Raw genomic sequence first — 16194 nt, 5'->3', positions numbered from 1 at the left:
AATGTCGCTTTCCATCGCCAGAGGTTTCATGCGTTTCCCGTCGCTTGCTGTCGCCCTGCCCCTTGCCACCCTGTCCTTTGCCGCCCTCGCCGTGCCCGCCCAGGCCGCGACGAGCGAGGACGAGCAGCTCTGGGTCAATCTGACGGCGATGGGGTCGATCAAGGACGAGCTGGTCTATTTTGCGGAAATCCAGCCGCGCGTCGGCGACGGCGTGTCGCGCATCGACCAGGCGCTGTTCCGCGGCGCGCTGGGCGTCAAATTGTCGCGCGATATCACCCTCTATCAGGGTTACGCCCATGTCGTCGTCCCGATCGAGGGTGGCAAGGACGCCAATGAGGAACGCAGCTTCCAGCAGTTGAGCTGGACGCTGGCCCGGCCCAAGGATGCCGAGATTTCCTCGCGCACCCGGCTGGAGCAGCGCTGGCGCTCAAACGGCAGCGACATGGGCTGGCGCCTGCGCGAGATGCTGCGGGTGGAACATGCGCTCAAACCGGGCAGCGATGCGGTCAATGCGCTCGCCTATGGCGAGGTCTTCTTTGCCCTCAACGATACCGACTGGGGCGCCCGCAAGGGCTTCGACCAGTTGCGCAGCTTCGCCGGGGTGGAAATCGGCCTGCCGGGCGCATCGACCATGGAAGTCGGCTACCTCAACCAGTTGATCGACCAGGGCGGCAGCCGCCAGCGCGTCAACCATGTCGCATCGGTGACGCTGTTCTTCCGCCACTGATCCTCCCGATCAGACAAATTCGTTGGTGGCGGCGGAATAATGTTTCTGCCCCAGCCGCCCATCGTCCTTGGCGACCTTGATTGCCGCGCGCAGCCGATTGTTACGCCCGCTCCAGGCGGCATCATTGACCTTCAGCAGCGCCTCGACCGGATTGGCGCTGCTCAGCAGCGGCTTGACGGCCGCGAAGGTCGAGCGCCCCTGATGAAAGATATCCGCCACGATCGCGCAGATGATGTCGGACTTGCCGTCCAGCGGCAGCTTCCTGGCGTAGCGCGCGGACATCTTGCGCTGCAGGATATCGGCGGCGGTCCGCACCTGAGCCAGCCGGGCAGCCGGATCATGCTGCGTCCAGTGGATCAGCCGCGCCGCCTGCAAGACTTCCTGGCGGTCGATCGGCACCCGCTGGGGGTTCAGGTAGTTCATGAACAACATGATCTGCCGTTCGCCGTTGCTGGCGGTGAATTCCTGCTCCAGATCCGTCGCTCCGCCATCGGAATCGACCCGGAACAGGCGCCCGCCCCGCAATTCCAGTTCGGGGAAATAGCCTTTGAAATCGGGCAATTCGGCCAGCCGGTGGAACATCAGGATCAGATTGTCCTGCGGCGTATGCGCGGCCAGTTGATAGAAGCCGAAGGTGAATTTCGCCCGGTCATAGGTGTTGACCAGATTGAAGTGATTTTCGCTCTCGCAGGCCCCCGTCACTTCCAGCAGCGTCGCCCAGGTCCGCAAGCTGGGGCGATACTCCTCCGCCCGATAAATCTCGCCCCAATAGCTGGCGCCCGGCATGAAGATGCCGTGATATTTGCGGGCAGCGTCATTGACCTCCTTCCCCACCAGGAAGAAATCAGGTTCGCCCACCAGTCGCGCCTTCCAGCGGCCATCGACGGGATCGGGCAGTTCGAACTTCTTGTCGGCGCTGACCGATCGCGGCTCGGCCTGCACGTCGAGCAGCAGATTTTCGCCCGGTATCCAGCCATAGAATAGCCCCTGATTGCCGGCATAAAGTTCCTGGAACTTGGCAAGGAAGCTCTCGGGCGATTCCGATGTCACCTGATCGGCGGTGTTGCTGTAATGATAGACCTTCCCGCCATGATAGACGCCGATATGCTTTTGCGGAATGTTGACCATCTCTTTGCGGGTAAGGTCGACATTGCTGGCCAGCGTCACGAAAATCAGCTGGGTCTTGGCGAGATCGGCATCGACCCAGCGCCCCACGCGCGGGCATTGGGCGAACACTTCATGCACACGAACATTGGCGCCAGGCTTGTTTCCGCCGGCGAACTGTTTGCAGTTAAAGGAAAATGTCAGATCACATATGTGCGAGACAAAATGCGCACAGTGATTCGCTGCCGGATCGTGAAATTTGTTTTCGCATATCTTGTTGATATTCTTGCCAAGAGCCGCATCAAGCCTTGTCGCGATGGTCATAATCGTCTCCCGATTGCCAACGCGACCCGCTTATTTTTCGGCCATAGTAGAAAAAGCCCGGCTCCCCACAATAAGGGCCACCCCGGAGGAATGCCCGAAACAGCAGCCGCATCCACTGTTTTCCGCCCCCGCATCGTGGAAATGCTGGCCTTGCAGCCGGGAAGGCGCTAGCGGGCAGAGCATCAATCTGCGTCTTCAAAGGTTTCGATAATGGGTTTTCGTTGCGGTATCGTCGGGCTTCCCAATGTGGGCAAGTCCACCCTGTTCAATGCGCTGACCGAGACGCAGGCAGCGCAGGCGGCGAATTATCCCTTCTGCACGATCGAGCCCAATGAGGGCCGCGTCGCCGTGCCCGACGATCGGCTGCAGACCATCGCCAAGATCGGCGGTAGCGCCAAGATCATCGAGACGCAGCTCGCCTTCGTCGACATTGCCGGGCTGGTGCGCGGCGCGTCGAAGGGCGAAGGGCTGGGCAACCAGTTCCTGGCGAACATCCGCGAGACCGACGCCATCGTCCACGTACTGCGCTGCTTCGAGGATGACGACATCACCCATGTCGAGGGCAAGGTCGATCCGATCGCCGATGCCGAGACGGTCGAAACCGAACTGATGCTCGCCGACCTCGAAAGCCTGGAAAAGCGGGTTCCCAACCTGCTCAAGAAGGGCGCGCAGGGCGACAAGGAAGCCAAGGCCGCCGCATCCGTGCTGGGCCAGACGCTGGAACTGCTGCGCGACGGCAAGCCCGCCCGCCTGACCCAGCCGCGCGACGAGGAAGAAGCCCGCCTGTTCGCCCAGGCGCAACTGCTGACCGCCAAGCCGGTCCTCTATGTCTGCAATGTCGAGGAAGGTGCCGCGGCCGAAGGCAACGCATTTTCCGCCCGCGTGTTCGAGAAGGCGGCGGCCGAAAATGCCAGCGCGGTCATCGTGTCGGCCGCGATCGAGGCTGAACTCATCACCATGCCGGTCGAGGAACGCGGCGAATATCTCGAAGCGCTGGGCCTGACCGAAGCCGGTCTCGCCCGCATCATCCGCGCTGGCTATGAGCTGCTGGGCCTCATCACCTTCTTCACCGTCGGCCCCAAGGAAGCCCGCGCCTGGACCGTGGCCAAGGGCAGCAAGGCCCCGCAGGCCGCCGGCGCCATCCACTCGGACTTTGAAAAGGGCTTCATCCGCGCCGAAACCATGGCCTATGCCGACTATGTCCAGTTCAACGGCGAAGCCGGTGCCAAGGAAGCGGGCAAGTGGCGTTCGGAAGGCAAGGATTATGTGACGCAGGACGGCGACATCATGCTGTTCCGCTTCAACGTCTGATCCGATGGCGCTGCGCATTGGCCAGCGGCCTGCGCAGCGCAAGGCCGCCTTCCCGCCCAGCGTGGATGCGGGAACGCGGCTGCTGATCCTGGGCAGCCTGCCCGGCGACGCCTCCATCAAACAGGGCGAATATTATGCCCATCGCGGCAATGCCTTCTGGGCGCTGGTCAGCGATTTACTAAGCGAGGATCTACGCAGCGCACCCTATGCGATGAAGCTCAAGCGGCTGCGCGCACGGGGCGTCGGCCTGTGGGATGTGATCGAGAGCGCCGATCGCGACGGCAGCCTGGACAGCAGCATCCGGGGTGCGGAGCTGCGCGACCTCAGCGCCTTCCTGTCCCGCCTGCCCAATCTCCGCGCGATCGCCTTCAACGGCAAGACCGCCGCCCAGCATGGCCGCCGCCAATTGGGAGAAAGGTCCGATCTGGTGATGATTGACCTCCCTTCCTCCAGCGGCGCCTATGCCAGCCTTTCACGCGATGCCAAACGACAGGCCTGGAGCGCGCTGGCGCCCTATGTCGAACCGACATGAACCATTCGTCACTTTACCGACTTGGTTGGACTGCTAAGCAGCGGTCAAATCTTCCTTTTTTGCCATGAGGCCCTGATGTCCGCCCGTCGCCTGTCGCTCGCATTTGCCCTGTCCGTTTCCACCCTGCTCGGCGCCTGCGCCCCGGTGCAGCAGCATCCCGCCAGCGTCGCCGCCGCGCCGACCGAACAGCGCGCGCCGGTGACGATCCTGGTGTCGATCGACGGCTTCCGTCCCGATTATCTGACCCGTGGCGTCTCGCCCAATCTCAATGCACTGGCGGCCGGCGGCACCGAAGCATCGATGCGCCCGTCCTTCCCGACCAAGACCTTCCCCAATCATTGGGCGATCGTGACCGGCGACCGGCCGGACCGCAGCGGCATCGTCGCCAATAATATGGAAGATGACAGCCGGCCCAAGGACAAGTTCACCATGGCCAGCGACGATCCCTATTGGTGGAACGAGGCCGAGCCGATCTGGATCACCGCCGAAAAGCAGGGCGTGCGCACCGCGACCATGTTCTGGCCCGGCTCCAACGTCGCCTGGGGCGGCAACAAGGCGGCCGAATGGCCCTACAGGATCAGCGGCGGATCGCGCCCGAGCGACTGGGCCCAGTTCAACGAGGCGATCAGCCCGACCCAGCGCGTCAATGGCGTGCTGGACGTGCTGCGCCGCCCGGCCGACATCCGCCCGCGCTTCGTCACCCTCTATTTCGATGAGGTCGACACCGCCGGCCACATCAACGGCCCGGCCGCGCCGGAAACCACCCAGGCAGTCGCAGACGTCGACGCCCATATCGGTGAACTGGTCGCCGGCCTCAAGGCGCTGGGCCAGCCGGCCAATATCGTCATCGTCTCCGACCATGGCATGGCCGCCAAGGCCAATGGCCGGGTGCTGCCGATCGACAAGATCGCCGACCCGGCCGACTATCGCGTGGTGGAGGCCGGCCCCTATGCCAGCCTGGTCGCCAATCCCGGCCGCGAAAAGGCGCTGGAGGCCGCGCTGTTCAAGCCGCGCGACCATATGCAGTGCTGGCGCAAGAGCGAAATCCCGGCGCGCTTCCACTATGGCACCCATCGCCGCATCCCGTCCTATTTCTGCCTGGCCGAAACCGGCTGGGTGTTCCAGAATACGACCCCGACCAAGCCGGTGACCGGCGGCGACCATGGCTGGGACGACCGCGCCCCCGAAATGCAGGCTTTGTTCATCGCCAACGGCCCGGCCTTCGTCAGCGGCTTCCGTCCCTCGGCCGATTTCACCAATGTCGATGTCTATCCGCTGCTCGCCCGCCTGCTGGGCGTGACGCCGGTGGCGAGCGAAGGCAACCCGGCTGTGCTGCAGGGGCTGGTCAAGCCCTGAACGGGCGACATGTATTTGTCATAAAGCGGCTCTAGGCGGCGCGTCATGTTCACGCGCCGCTCGCTCCTCTCCGCCGCCGCCATCGCCCCGATCGTCGGCGCCCCCGCCATCCTGCACGCCCAGAACTGGTTCGCCGGCTACCCCTTTGCACTGGGCGTAACATCGGGCGATCCGGCGCCCGACGGCTTCGTCATCTGGACCAAGCTGGCGCCGCGCCCGTTCGAGCCGCATGGCGGCATGCCGATGACGCCGATCCCGGTGAAATGGGAGGTCGCGGCCGATGATCGCTTCAGAACCATCGTTGCCGGCGGCGAAGCGATCGCCCGGCCCGAACTGGGCCACAGCGTCCATGTCGAGGTGACCGGCCTTCAGCCCGATCGGCCCTATTGGTATCGCTTTGCGCTCGGCAATGACCAGTCGACGCGTGGCCGCGCCCGCACCCTGCCGCTGGCGTCGGCGAGTCCCAAGCTGCTCAAATTCGGCGTCGCGGGTTGCCAGAATTATCAGGACGGCCTGTTCACCGCCTTCCGCCATCTGGCGCGCGAGGACAATCTCGCCTTCGTCTATCATTATGGCGACTTCATCTATGAATATAGCCAGCGCGGGCCGGACTATGACAAGGACGGCCTGCCCGGACCGCAGGTGCGCGACCATATCGGCCAGGATTGTTATGACCTTGCCGACTATCGCCTGCGCTACGCCCAATATCTGAGCGATTATGATCTGCAGGCGGCGCGTTGCCGCCATAGCTGGTTTCCGACCTTCGACGATCATGAGGTCGCCAACAACTGGGTCGGTGACATCGACGCCAAGGGCGCGCCGGCCGATGCCTTCCGCATGCGCCGCGCCGCCGGCATGCAGGCCTGGTATGAATATATGCCGGTCCGCGCGGCGATGGCGCCCCGCAGCGAGATGATCGGCAATATGTATCGCCAGGCGCGCTTCGGCGACCTGCTGTCGATCGACTTCCTCGACACCCGCACCTTCCGCACCGACCAGCCCTGCGGCGACAATTTCAAGCCGGCCTGCGCCGAAATGACCGCCACTCAGGCACAGGTCATTTCCGCCGAGGAGGAAGGCTGGCTGGCTCGCAACCTTGCCCGCCGCGACGCCAAGTGGAACTGCCTGGCCCAGCAGGTGATGATGATGGCGCTCGATCGCCGCAACAGCCCAGACGCGGTGGAGCCGATCTACAATATGGACACCTGGGCCGGCTACAAGGTGCAGCGCCAGCGGCTGCTCGGCCGGATGAAGGGCCTCGACAACGTCGTGGTTCTGACCGGCGACGAGCATCAGAATTTTGCTGGCCTGCTGGATGACGGCACCAAGCCGGTGGCGGTGGAGTTCGTGTCGACCTCCATCTCTTCGGGCGGCGACGGATCGGACCTGCGGCCGGGCAGCGACATCATCCTGAAGAACAACCCGCAGCTCAAGTTCATCAACGACCAGCGCGGCTATCTGACCTGCGAGGTGACGCCGGACGCGTGGACGACGCGGGCGATGGTGATGGATCAGGTATCGGCGCCGGGCGGCCAGATCCGTGCCCGTGCGACCATGACCGTGCCACGCGGCACGCCAGGGTTGAGCATCAGCTGACAGTTGACGTAAACGGAAAGCTCACCTACCTCTTTATCCGTTGAAGAATGATGGCGCGATTTCCGAGCCGGCAGATGTGTCATCTGCCTCGAAATCGCTTCGAGGAGACGGATAGATGGACGACATTCTCTATTTCGAGGATATCGAGATAGGCGACAGCGTGGCGTTCGGGCCGCTGACCCTGTCGCGTGAGGAAACAATCGCCTTTGCCGCCGAGTTCGATCCCCAGCCCTTCCATCTGTCCGACGAGGCAGCGGCCACCACCCATTTCCGCACCATCTCGGCCAGCGGCTGGCACACCACAGCGCTGTTCATGAAGATGTTCGTCGCGGAAATGCAGAAGCAGCCCGGCCGGCAGGCCGCGAGCCTGGGTGCCATGGGCGTCGACGAACTGCGCTGGCTGCGCCCGGTCCGCCCCGGCGACACGCTGCGCGGCACCAATGAGGTGATCGACAAGAAGATTTCGCAGAGCCGCCCGGAAATGGGCATCGTCCGCAACAAGGTGACGCTCTACAACCAGAAGGACGAACCCGTGCTGACCATGTGCCCGATCGCCATGTGGCGCACCCGGCCGGCCTGACCTACCTCCACATCCGGGGTGGCCAATTGCTGTCCCCCGGACCTGTTGGCGCGGATCATTCCCCCCTAGGCGAGGCCAAACGCTCATCCGGGGAACCCAGCCATGCCCAGCGCCGCGCATCTTGCCGCCTTCGCCCTGATCTCGCTCGGCATGGTGCTGACGCCGGGTCCGAACATGATTTACCTGATCTCGCGCTCAATCAGCCAGGGGCGCACCGCCGGCATGGTCTCGCTGCTCGGCGTCGCCTGCGGCTTCCTCTTCTACATGGTGGCCGCCGCCTTCGGCATCACCGCGCTGCTGATGGCGGTGCCCTTCGCCTATGACGTGCTGCGCCTGGGCGGCGCGCTCTATCTGATGTGGCTCGCCTGGAATGCGGTGCGGCCCGGCGGCCGTTCGCCTTTCCAGGTGAAGCAATTGCCGCTCGATGGCCCGCGCAAGCTGTTCGCCATGGGGCTGCTGACCAATCTGCTCAATCCCAAGGTAGCGATGATCTATCTCTCGCTGCTGCCCCAGTTCGTCGATCCGGCGCGCGGCCATGTGCTTGGCCAGTCGCTGATCCTGGGCGCCACCCAGATCGCGATCAGCCTATCGGTCAATGCGATCATCGCCTGCCTGGCCGGATCGATCGCCGACTTCCTCGGCACCCGGCCGCGCTGGCTCACGATCCAGCGCTGGCTGATGGGCACGGTGCTGGGCGGCCTCGCCGTCCGCATGGCGGTGGAGCGCTAGGCGACCTCAGCCGTCACGCCGCCAGCTTGCGCGCCCGTTCGCGCCAGGCTTCGGCCAGTTGCGGCATGTCGGCCAGCGCGCGCACCGCATCGGGATCAGCCTTGTGGCCGCCACCGATCAGCAGGCGAAACACCCGATCGATGCTCCAGTCGGGCAAGGGCCGCTCCAGCAATGTCATCTGTGTGCCGGCCTCCGCCTCACCTTCGCGGATCACTCGGAAATAGATGCCGCAGCGCGCGGTCTTGACGATCGTCGCCATCACGTCGCGGGCACCGAAACGATGGTCGAGCTTCCAGCAGGGCTGGCGGCCATGGCTCACCTCCACCACCGCACTGCCCAGGCTGAACCGGTCGCCCAGGCAGATGTCGCTTTCGGTCATGCCGCGGCTTGCGATATTCTCGCCAAAGGCGCCGGGCGCGTCGAGCAGCGGATGACCGGGCTTGCGATCGCGCCACCAGCCATAATGGTCCTGCGGATAGAGATGGATCGCCTTGTCCCAGCCGCCATGATGAACGGTATCGGCCACCCCGTCGCCCGCGAACCCCAGCCAGTTGATGCGGATCGGGCCAGCGACCGGCAGCTTGCCAATGGCGCTATGCTCGTCATCACGAAAGGGCCGGGGCATGCCGATCAGCAGCGCATCGATGGTCATGAAAGGCTGGGTCATGCCGCTCCATGCCATGGTTGCAGCGCGATGACGATGGCCAGTTGCGGCCAGCTTGCCCCGTCCGCCGCAAGATCACGCGGCGCTCAGTTCCGATCCCAGCTTGAGCACCAGGTCGCCCTTGTCGGTCTGGACCAGATAGGCGGGATCGCGGGTAGACCCGTTGCGACGGATGAGCGAGCCAGCGATCATCCGCTCCACATGCCGCTCGAACCGTTCGGCTATGCGTCCCCGGCCGACACCCTGCCCCCAATTCCACCTGACCCGTGTTCCCTTGCGGAATCTCTCGGCCATCAGCAGACATCCTCTCCTTCGGGGGCAATCATGCCGGCCGGCTTTCCCGGTCAGCCTCAGCAAAATTCCCGAGACCCGCTCTGGTTCCTTGGGTTTTTCGCCGGTCTGGTCTAAGGGGCCGCGATGGATGTTACCGGACTTCGTGTCGCGCTGTTCAGCGGCAATTATAATTATGTGCGCGATGGCGCGAACCAGGCGCTCAATCGCTTCGTCGGCTATCTGCTGCGTCAGGGTGCGCAGGTGCGCGTCTATGCCCCGACCACCGATACACCCGCCTTCCCGCCGACCGGCGACCTGGTCAGCGCTCCGTCCATTCCCGTGCCCGGCCGCCCGGAATATCGCATCCCCACCCGCCTGTCGCGCGCGCTGCGCCGGGATCTGAAGGCGTTCGCGCCCAACATGATCCATCTGTCGAGCCCCGATCCGCTCGGCCATCGGGCACTGACCTGGGCGCGCGATCATGACCTGCCCGCCGTTGCTTCGGTCCACACCCGGTTCGAAACCTATCCGCGCTATTATGGCCTCGCCTTCCTGGAACCCGCGATCGAGGGCATTCTCCGCCGCTTCTACCGCCGCTGCGATGCGATCGTCGCCCCGTCGGAATCGATGGCCCAGTTGCTGCGCGAACAGCGGATGAGCTATGATGTCGGCATCTGGACCCGTGGCATTGATCGCGAGATATTCACCCCTCAGCGCCGCGATCTCGACTGGCGCCGCTCGCTCGGCTTTGCCGACGATGTGCCGGTGATCGGCTTCATTGGCCGTCAGGTGATGGAAAAGGGGCTGGACGTCTTTTCCGACACGATCGACCAGCTGACCGCACGCAAGGTGCCGCACAAGGTGCTGGTGGTTGGCGAAGGGCCGGCCCGCGAATGGTTCCAGAACCGCTTGCCCGATGCCGTCTTCACCGGCTTCCAGGGCGGGGCCGACCTGGGCCGCGCCGTCGCCAGCATGGACATGCTGTTCAACCCGTCGGTCACCGAGACGTTCGGCAATGTCACGCTGGAGGCGATGGCCTGCCGCCTGCCGACCGTCGCCGCCCGCGCCACCGGCAGCGAAAATCTGGTGCAGGAAGGCGTTACCGGCCGGCTGATCCGCCCCGGCGCCATCGGCAAGTTCGCCGACGCATTGCAAATCTACTGCACCGATGGTGCTGCCCGCGCCAGCGCAGGCGCCGCCGCCGAGGCGCAGGCTGAACATTTCGGCTGGGATCAGGTAAACCAGGCGCTGGTCGACACCTATTTGCGGATCATCCGCCAGCGCGCCCAGGGTGCCAAGATCCGTTCCAGCCCTGTTCCCTGATCGGGCCGGCCGACCTATATCGGGGACGATGGCTGATCTTTTCTCTTCCGACGATGTCCTTCCCGCCGGCATCGACCATGCCCCGCTGGCTGATCGGTTGCGTCCGGCCGTGCTGGCCGATGTGGTCGGCCAGGAGCATCTGACCGGCCCGGACGGCGCGATCGGCCGGATGGTGGCCGCCGGCCGCCTGTCCTCGATCCTCTTCTGGGGACCGCCCGGCACTGGCAAGACCACGATATCGCGGCTGCTCGCCGACGCCGTCGGCATGCGGTTCGAGCCCATCTCGGCCGTCTTTTCCGGTGTCGCCGACCTCAAGAAGGTGTTCGCCGCCGCAAAGGACCATGGCCGGCGCGGCGAAAAGACCTTGCTCTTCGTGGACGAGATCCACCGTTTCAACCGCGCCCAGCAGGACAGTTTCCTGCCCTTCGTCGAGGATGGCACGGTCACGCTGGTCGGCGCCACGACGGAAAACCCGAGCTTCGAACTGAACGCCGCGCTCCTGTCCCGCGCGCAGGTGCTGATCCTGCGCCGGCTCGATGCCGCCGCGCTCGAACAATTGCTGGACCGGGCCGAAGCGCTGATGGAGCGCCCGTTGCCGCTGGACATGGCCGCGCGCGAAGCGCTGCTGGCCAGCGCGGATGGCGACGGCCGCTTCCTGCTTAATCAGGTCGAAACCCTCTATTCGATCGACATTCCTGTGCCGCTCGATCCGGCGGGCCTCTCCGCCCTGCTCCACCGCCGCGTCGCGGTCTATGACAAGGATCGCGAAGGCCATTACAACCTCATTTCCGCCCTCCATAAATCGCTGCGCGGCTCCGATCCGCAGGCGGCGCTCTATTATCTCGCCCGCATGCTGACCGCGGGCGAGGAACCGCTCTATGTGCTGCGCCGGCTCGTCCGCTTCGCCACCGAAGATATCGGCCTGGCCGACCCGCAGGCAGTGGTGCAGTGCCTCGCCGCCAAGGACGCCTATGAATTTCTCGGTTCGCCCGAAGGCGAACTGGCGATCGTTCAGGCCTGCATCTATTGCGCCACCGCGCCCAAGTCGAACGCCGGCTATATGGCGATGAAGACGGCCTTCCGCACCGCGCGCGAAACCGGGTCCCTGATGCCGCCGATGAACATCGTCAATGCACCCACCAAGCTGATGAAGCAGGTCGGCTATGGCAAGAATTACCAATATGACCATGATGCCGAGGGCGGCTTTTCCGGCGCCAATTACTGGCCGGAGGAGATGAGCCCGCAAACCTTCTATACGCCGACCGAACGCGGGTTCGAGGCGCGGATTGCCGAGCGCATTGCCTATTGGAACAAACTGCGCGCCGAACGCGGCGCGGCGTGACGCCCCGGTTCGCGCGCTTCGCCGCGATCGACTGGTCGGGCGCCAAGGGCACGCGGCACAAGGGGATAGTGGTCGCCATCTGCGGCATCGGTCAGGATGCGCCGGAACTGGTCGAGGCGCCGGGCGGCATCTGGTCGCGCCAGGCGGTCGCCGACTGGCTGATCGCAACGGCGCGCGAGGCGCCGACCCTGTTCGGCTTCGATTTCAGCTTCGCCCCGCCCTTCGTGGCGCGCGGCGCCTATCTGCCCGGCGATCCGACGCCCACGAACGGGCCCGCTTTCTGGGCCTATGTCGATGCGGTCTGCGCCGATCCCGATCTGGGCGCCGCCAGCCTGCTGGAAACCACCCATCGTCGCCATTTCTATTTCGGCAAGGCCGACGGGATGAAGGCCGACTTTTTGCACAACCGCGCCTGCGAAGCCCATTATAATGCCGGGGGCGGCGGCAAGCCCTCGACCATCTATGACGCGATCGGCGCCGCGCAGGTGGCCAAGGCCAGCTTTGCCGGCATGCGCCTGCTCCATCACGTCCGGCGACATGTGCCGGTCTGGCCGTTCGATCCGCTGCCTGCCAGCGGATCGCTGGTCGTCGAAATCTATACCAGCATCGCTGCACGCGCCGCTGGCCGTCCGAAGGGCCGGACCAAGATGCGCGATCTCGCCGCCCTCAATAACGCGCTGACCATGTTCGCAACGCCCCCTTACGCCGGTCCGCTCGCCGCCGACCATCAAGCCGATGCCTTGCTGACCGCGGCCTGGATGCGCGAAAGGGCGGAAAATCCGGCGCTTTGGACACCTTTGCCTCTGACCGACGAAATTGCGCGCACAGAGGGCTGGACGTTCGGCGTGATCTGATAGTAAGGGCGTCCGACCCGTCGGGTGCGCCGGCTTAGCACAGCGGTAGTGCAGCGGTTTTGTAAACCGAAGGTCGGGGGTTCGATCCCCTCAGCCGGCACCAACGGACTCTTGAACAGTGCGCTCATGCGCACTCGATGGCACTCGGCATCCCGGAAACAAAATGGGGGCCGACATCGCTGCCGGCCCCCACTAACGTCGGTTCCTTTCGGCCACATGCCCTCGCGGGTTGCGCCTTCCGGTCCGGCGATGTGATGTGTTGCCACATCTTCGCGCGGGAGAACGAGCCCGAAGGCCTGTTCACCCATGCTGACCTTTCATCCGAAGCCCGACGTTCACTTTCGCGCGTACCCGGCATCATCCTGAAAGGCTTGGATCCGATCGTCCCTGCCATCCTCGCGCATGGCAGCTTCCAACGGACCATCAGGGCAAAAAAATCCTTGATTTCTCTTGGATTTTCCGGCTTTGGATCGCTCCGTTCCGCCTGTCCCGATAAGAGGATGCTGTCACGATCCGCGAGTCGGACAAAGCGGATTCCGACAATTTGAAGACAGGTCGCGCCACAAATCTGTGGATAACTTTGGATAAGTCTGAAAATCGGCGGAAATCCGCGCGCTTCAGGCGGGCACCCAATCGGGCGGCGCGAGCGTGAAGCCGGCAAAGTCGAAGCCTGGCGTGACCGTGCAGCTGACGAGCGCCCATCCACCAACCGGCCGTGCCGCCTGCCAATGATGCGCCGGGACCAGGCGCTGCGGCATCTGTCCCGCGGCGATATCCGGGCCGAGGTGATGATCGACGCCAAGCCCCTGCGGCGGAGCGATGCCCAGGACGATCGGCGCCCCCGCATGCCAGAACCACATCTCGTCAGCATCGACCCTATGCCAGTGTGATCGCTGATGCGCCTCCAACAGGAACAGGATCGCCGTGCCGGCCGCCCTCTGGCCCACAGCCGCCTGTGCGCGCCAGGTTTCGCGATACCAGCCGCCTTCGGGATGCGGGGCCAGGTCGAGCGCCCGGATCAGTCCGGCAGCATCCTGCCCGTCGCCTGCGTTCATCGCTTCACCTCAAATTTAATTTCTGCTGAAACAAAAACTTATGCCGTTGTCAGAGGTTCATGCAACCTAGGTCAATAGGCAGGGGTTCAATCGGCTGACAACGCAATTCGGAGGAGATATTATGCGTAACGCCCTGATGGCCATGGCCGCCCTGTCGCTGGCCATTCCCGTGTCGATGGCCGTTCCCACGGACGGCGCACAGGCCCGCAAACATTATCGCTACAAGGAATGGCGCGGTCGCGACGGGCGCACCTATTGCCGCAAGTCCGACGGCACGACCGGCCTGATCATCGGCGGCGTCGGCGGCGCGCTGGTCGGCCGCGCGATCGACACCCGCGGCGACCGTGCGACCGGCACCATCCTGGGCGCTGCTGGCGGCGCACTGCTCGGCAAGGAAATCGACAGCAAGCGCCGCTGCCGCTGATCCCGTCGTCAAGGACAACGAAAAAGGGCGGCTTCCCATCGGGAAGCCGCCCTTTTTGATGGCCGAGGCCAAATGGCTTAGTTGGTCGCGCCCGAAGCCGCGCCGCGCGCGTCATCGACCTTGAACGACACGGTCTGGCCGCCCGAGACGCCCGAAACCTTGTCACCCTTGACCTGCAGGTTGAAGGCGACGGCGTCGGGGTAACGACGGCCCGAGATCACCTTGCCGGTCTTGGTATCCTTGACGTCATAGACGTAGGTGTAGCCTTCGTGGGTGAAGCGCTGCTTGGCGGCGTCCTGCGCATTGGCGGGGGCAGCGACGGCAACGATGGCGCTCAGGGCGCCGGCGACAACAAACTTGGACAGCATTCGCATGGGTGTGCTCCTTGTGAATGCCCTCAAACACCTCTTGGACATTCTGTTCTGTTGCCACCCATATGTTGCAGCGCAAAAACTCATACAATCGCAAAAAACGGCGTTCCAGTTGCGCGGAACGCAATCGAGGCAGTCTCGTTTTTCTAAGCCTTTGACAAGGCGACGATATGCTCGAACTGATGCGGCGTCAGCGGCGCGACGGAGAGGCGCGATTGCCGCAACATCACCATGTCGGCCAATGCCGGGTCCGCCTTCATCGTCTTCAGCGTCACCGGGCGATCCAGTTTCTTGTGCGGCGCAACATGGACCGCGATCCACTTGCCGGTCTCGTCGGTGCTGTCCGGCGCCGCTTCCTCGACAATCTCCATGATGCCGACCGCCTCGACGCCGATATTACTGTGATAGAAGAAGGCCAGGTCGCCCTTGCGCATCGCCTTCATGTGCAACTGGGCGGCATGGTTGCGCACCCCGTCCCATTCCGCCTTCCCCTTCTTGACCAGGTCGGCATAGGAAAAGACGTCGGGTTCCGATTTCATCAGCCAGTAGTTCATGCCGCATCCTTGCATCAGGCGCCAAGGACGATCAAGGATGGGAACCATCGCGGCTGATCGCTATATCATCCGCAAGCCAAATCGATCTGGAGAATATACGTGTCGCAATCCGTGCTGGACCAGGTGCCCGTCCTGTCCATGGCAGAGATGAGCAAGGGCGATTTCGCCGCCGCCTTCGGCGGCTCCTTCCAACGCTTCGGCTTCGCCATGGTCAAGGACCATGGCATGGACCAGGCGCTGGTCGACAAGGGATGGGCGCTGGCCCGCGAATTCTTCGCCCAGCCGGTCGAAATGAAGCGCGCCTATGATGCCAAGTTCAATGGCGGCCAGCGTGGCTACACCGCCTTTGGCGTGGAAATCGCCAAGGGCGCGAGCGAGAATGACCTCAAGGAATTCTGGCATGTCGGCCGCGACCTTGCGCCCGGCGATCCGCTCGCCGAAACCATGCCGCCCAATGTCTGGCCGACCGAGATGCCGGTGTTTCGCGACGTGTTCGCGCCGCTCTATGCCGAGTTCGACCGGGTCGGCGCCGAACTGCTGTCGGCGATCGCCCTCTATCTGGGCCTGCCCGAACGCTGGTTCGACGGCCCGATCAAGGATGGCAACTCGATCCTGCGCCTGCTCCATTATCCGCCGGTGTCGCCGGAGGCACCGGGCATCCGCGCCGGCGCGCATGAGGATATCAACCTCATCACCCTGTTGCTGGGCGCCGAAGAAGGCGGGCTGGAGTTGAAGGACCGCGACGGCAACTGGCTGCCGGTCGTGCCGCCGCCGGGCGCGCTCGCGATCAATGTCGGCGACATGCTGCAGCGGCTGACCAACCATGTGCTGCCCTCGACCAGCCACCGCGTCGTCAATCCGCCGCCCGAACGGCGCGGCCATTCACGCTATTCCATGCCCTTCTTCCTGCATCTGCGCCCGGACTTCATGATCGACGCGTTGCCGCAGTGCGTGACGCCGGACAATCCGCGCCGCGAGGAACCGATCAGTGCGCATGACTATCTGACCGAACGACTGATCGAGATCGGCCTCATCAAGAAGGCGTAAGAAAAGACCCGCCGCTGCGTCCGGCAGC

Annotated in this window: 20 protein-coding genes and 1 tRNA gene; 15 read left to right on the top strand and 6 right to left on the bottom strand. The window is 64.2% G+C overall.

What is annotated here, in order from left to right; translation table 11 throughout:
* Position 1: 1 nt before the first annotated feature.
* Positions 2-727, top strand: coding sequence for a DUF2490 domain-containing protein (locus JQK15_RS16625; RefSeq protein ID WP_251007817.1), 726 nt, complete (start codon positions 2-4; stop codon positions 725-727).
* A gap of 9 nt (positions 728-736) precedes the next feature.
* On the opposite strand, the gene JQK15_RS16620 is transcribed toward JQK15_RS16625, so the two are convergent.
* Positions 737-1942, bottom strand: coding sequence for a hypothetical protein (locus JQK15_RS16620; RefSeq protein ID WP_353047215.1), 1206 nt, complete (start codon positions 1940-1942; stop codon positions 737-739).
* 24 nt (positions 1943-1966) lie between these two features.
* On the opposite strand from JQK15_RS16620, the gene JQK15_RS26930 reads away from it, so the two are divergent.
* From JQK15_RS26930 to JQK15_RS16590, 7 genes are all read left to right on the top strand, one after another.
* Positions 1967-2326, top strand: a complete 360-nt coding sequence (locus tag JQK15_RS26930; protein WP_251007816.1) for a hypothetical protein — start codon at positions 1967-1969, stop codon at positions 2324-2326.
* A 39-nt stretch (positions 2327-2365) separates the two neighbouring features.
* Positions 2366-3466, top strand: coding sequence for a redox-regulated ATPase YchF (gene ychF / locus JQK15_RS16615; RefSeq protein ID WP_007704566.1), 1101 nt, complete (start codon positions 2366-2368; stop codon positions 3464-3466).
* 4 nt (positions 3467-3470) lie between these two features.
* Complete coding sequence (locus JQK15_RS16610) at positions 3471-3998, top strand: DNA-deoxyinosine glycosylase (RefSeq protein ID WP_214866515.1); 528 nt, start codon at positions 3471-3473, stop codon at positions 3996-3998.
* Between the two features lie 75 nt (positions 3999-4073).
* Positions 4074-5354: an alkaline phosphatase family protein gene (locus JQK15_RS16605; protein WP_214866514.1), complete on the top strand. Its 1281-nt coding sequence runs from the start codon at positions 4074-4076 to the stop codon at positions 5352-5354.
* 45 nt (positions 5355-5399) lie between these two features.
* On the top strand, positions 5400-6950 hold the full coding sequence (locus JQK15_RS16600; protein WP_214866513.1) for an alkaline phosphatase D family protein: 1551 nt from the start codon (positions 5400-5402) through the stop codon (positions 6948-6950).
* A 115-nt stretch (positions 6951-7065) separates the two neighbouring features.
* Complete coding sequence (locus tag JQK15_RS16595; RefSeq protein WP_214866512.1) at positions 7066-7530, top strand: MaoC family dehydratase; 465 nt, start codon at positions 7066-7068, stop codon at positions 7528-7530.
* 102 nt (positions 7531-7632) lie between these two features.
* Positions 7633-8259 carry a LysE family translocator gene (locus JQK15_RS16590; protein ID WP_214866511.1) on the top strand — a complete coding sequence of 209 codons (627 nt, stop codon included), beginning with the start codon at positions 7633-7635 and terminating at the stop codon, positions 8257-8259.
* A gap of 13 nt (positions 8260-8272) precedes the next feature.
* Here the strand turns inward: JQK15_RS16590 and JQK15_RS16585 are convergent, their stop codons facing one another.
* Together JQK15_RS16585 and JQK15_RS16580 are read right to left on the bottom strand one after the other, a co-directional pair.
* Complete coding sequence (locus tag JQK15_RS16585) at positions 8273-8926, bottom strand: MOSC domain-containing protein (protein ID WP_214866510.1); 654 nt, start codon at positions 8924-8926, stop codon at positions 8273-8275.
* 72 nt (positions 8927-8998) lie between these two features.
* A complete protein-coding gene (locus JQK15_RS16580) occupies positions 8999-9217 on the bottom strand; it encodes a hypervirulence associated TUDOR domain-containing protein (RefSeq protein ID WP_029547743.1) in 219 nt (72 codons plus the stop codon).
* Between the two features lie 123 nt (positions 9218-9340).
* Here JQK15_RS16580 and JQK15_RS16575 point away from each other — a divergent pair, with 123 nt between their 5' ends.
* From JQK15_RS16575 to JQK15_RS16555, 5 genes are all read left to right on the top strand, one after another.
* Positions 9341-10519: a glycosyltransferase family 4 protein gene (locus JQK15_RS16575; RefSeq protein WP_010337830.1), complete on the top strand. Its 1179-nt coding sequence runs from the start codon at positions 9341-9343 to the stop codon at positions 10517-10519.
* Positions 10520-10547: 28 nt separating this feature from the next.
* Positions 10548-11861: a replication-associated recombination protein A gene (locus tag JQK15_RS16570; RefSeq protein ID WP_214866509.1), complete on the top strand. Its 1314-nt coding sequence runs from the start codon at positions 10548-10550 to the stop codon at positions 11859-11861.
* The gene (locus tag JQK15_RS16565; RefSeq protein ID WP_214866508.1) at positions 11858-12715 is read left to right on the top strand and encodes a hypothetical protein; all 858 of its coding nucleotides are present in this window, start codon (positions 11858-11860) and stop codon (positions 12713-12715) included. Before JQK15_RS16570 ends, JQK15_RS16565 begins: the two co-directional genes overlap by 4 nt.
* A gap of 28 nt (positions 12716-12743) precedes the next feature.
* Positions 12744-12818 (top strand) — tRNA-Thr (locus JQK15_RS16560).
* A gap of 34 nt (positions 12819-12852) precedes the next feature.
* Positions 12853-13263 (top strand): hypothetical protein, encoded by a 411-nt coding sequence (locus tag JQK15_RS16555; RefSeq protein ID WP_214866507.1) that lies wholly within the window; start codon positions 12853-12855, stop codon positions 13261-13263.
* Positions 13264-13332: 69 nt separating this feature from the next.
* On the opposite strand, the gene JQK15_RS16550 is transcribed toward JQK15_RS16555, so the two are convergent.
* Positions 13333-13770 carry a cupin domain-containing protein gene (locus tag JQK15_RS16550; protein ID WP_185704909.1) on the bottom strand — a complete coding sequence of 146 codons (438 nt, stop codon included), beginning with the start codon at positions 13768-13770 and terminating at the stop codon, positions 13333-13335.
* 121 nt (positions 13771-13891) lie between these two features.
* On the opposite strand from JQK15_RS16550, the gene JQK15_RS16545 reads away from it, so the two are divergent.
* Complete coding sequence (locus JQK15_RS16545) at positions 13892-14194, top strand: glycine zipper 2TM domain-containing protein (protein ID WP_004207333.1); 303 nt, start codon at positions 13892-13894, stop codon at positions 14192-14194.
* A gap of 77 nt (positions 14195-14271) precedes the next feature.
* Here JQK15_RS16545 and JQK15_RS16540 read toward each other — a convergent pair whose 3' ends face one another.
* Both JQK15_RS16540 and JQK15_RS16535 read right to left on the bottom strand, forming a co-directional pair.
* Positions 14272-14562, bottom strand: a complete 291-nt coding sequence (locus JQK15_RS16540; RefSeq protein WP_010337758.1) for a hypothetical protein — start codon at positions 14560-14562, stop codon at positions 14272-14274.
* A gap of 149 nt (positions 14563-14711) precedes the next feature.
* On the bottom strand, positions 14712-15119 hold the full coding sequence (locus JQK15_RS16535) for an EVE domain-containing protein (protein WP_214866506.1): 408 nt from the start codon (positions 15117-15119) through the stop codon (positions 14712-14714).
* Between the two features lie 99 nt (positions 15120-15218).
* On the opposite strand from JQK15_RS16535, the gene JQK15_RS16530 reads away from it, so the two are divergent.
* Positions 15219-16166: an isopenicillin N synthase family dioxygenase gene (locus JQK15_RS16530; protein ID WP_214866505.1), complete on the top strand. Its 948-nt coding sequence runs from the start codon at positions 15219-15221 to the stop codon at positions 16164-16166.
* The last annotated feature ends 28 nt before the right edge of the window (positions 16167-16194 follow it).

The sequence above is a fragment of the Sphingobium sp. BHU LFT2 genome, from assembly GCF_018604485.1.
GTDB classification, from domain to species: Bacteria; Pseudomonadota; Alphaproteobacteria; order Sphingomonadales; family Sphingomonadaceae; genus Sphingobium; species Sphingobium yanoikuyae_A.
Note: the sequence above shows the minus strand (reverse complement) of the source record. Positions and strands in the feature narration are given on the sequence as shown.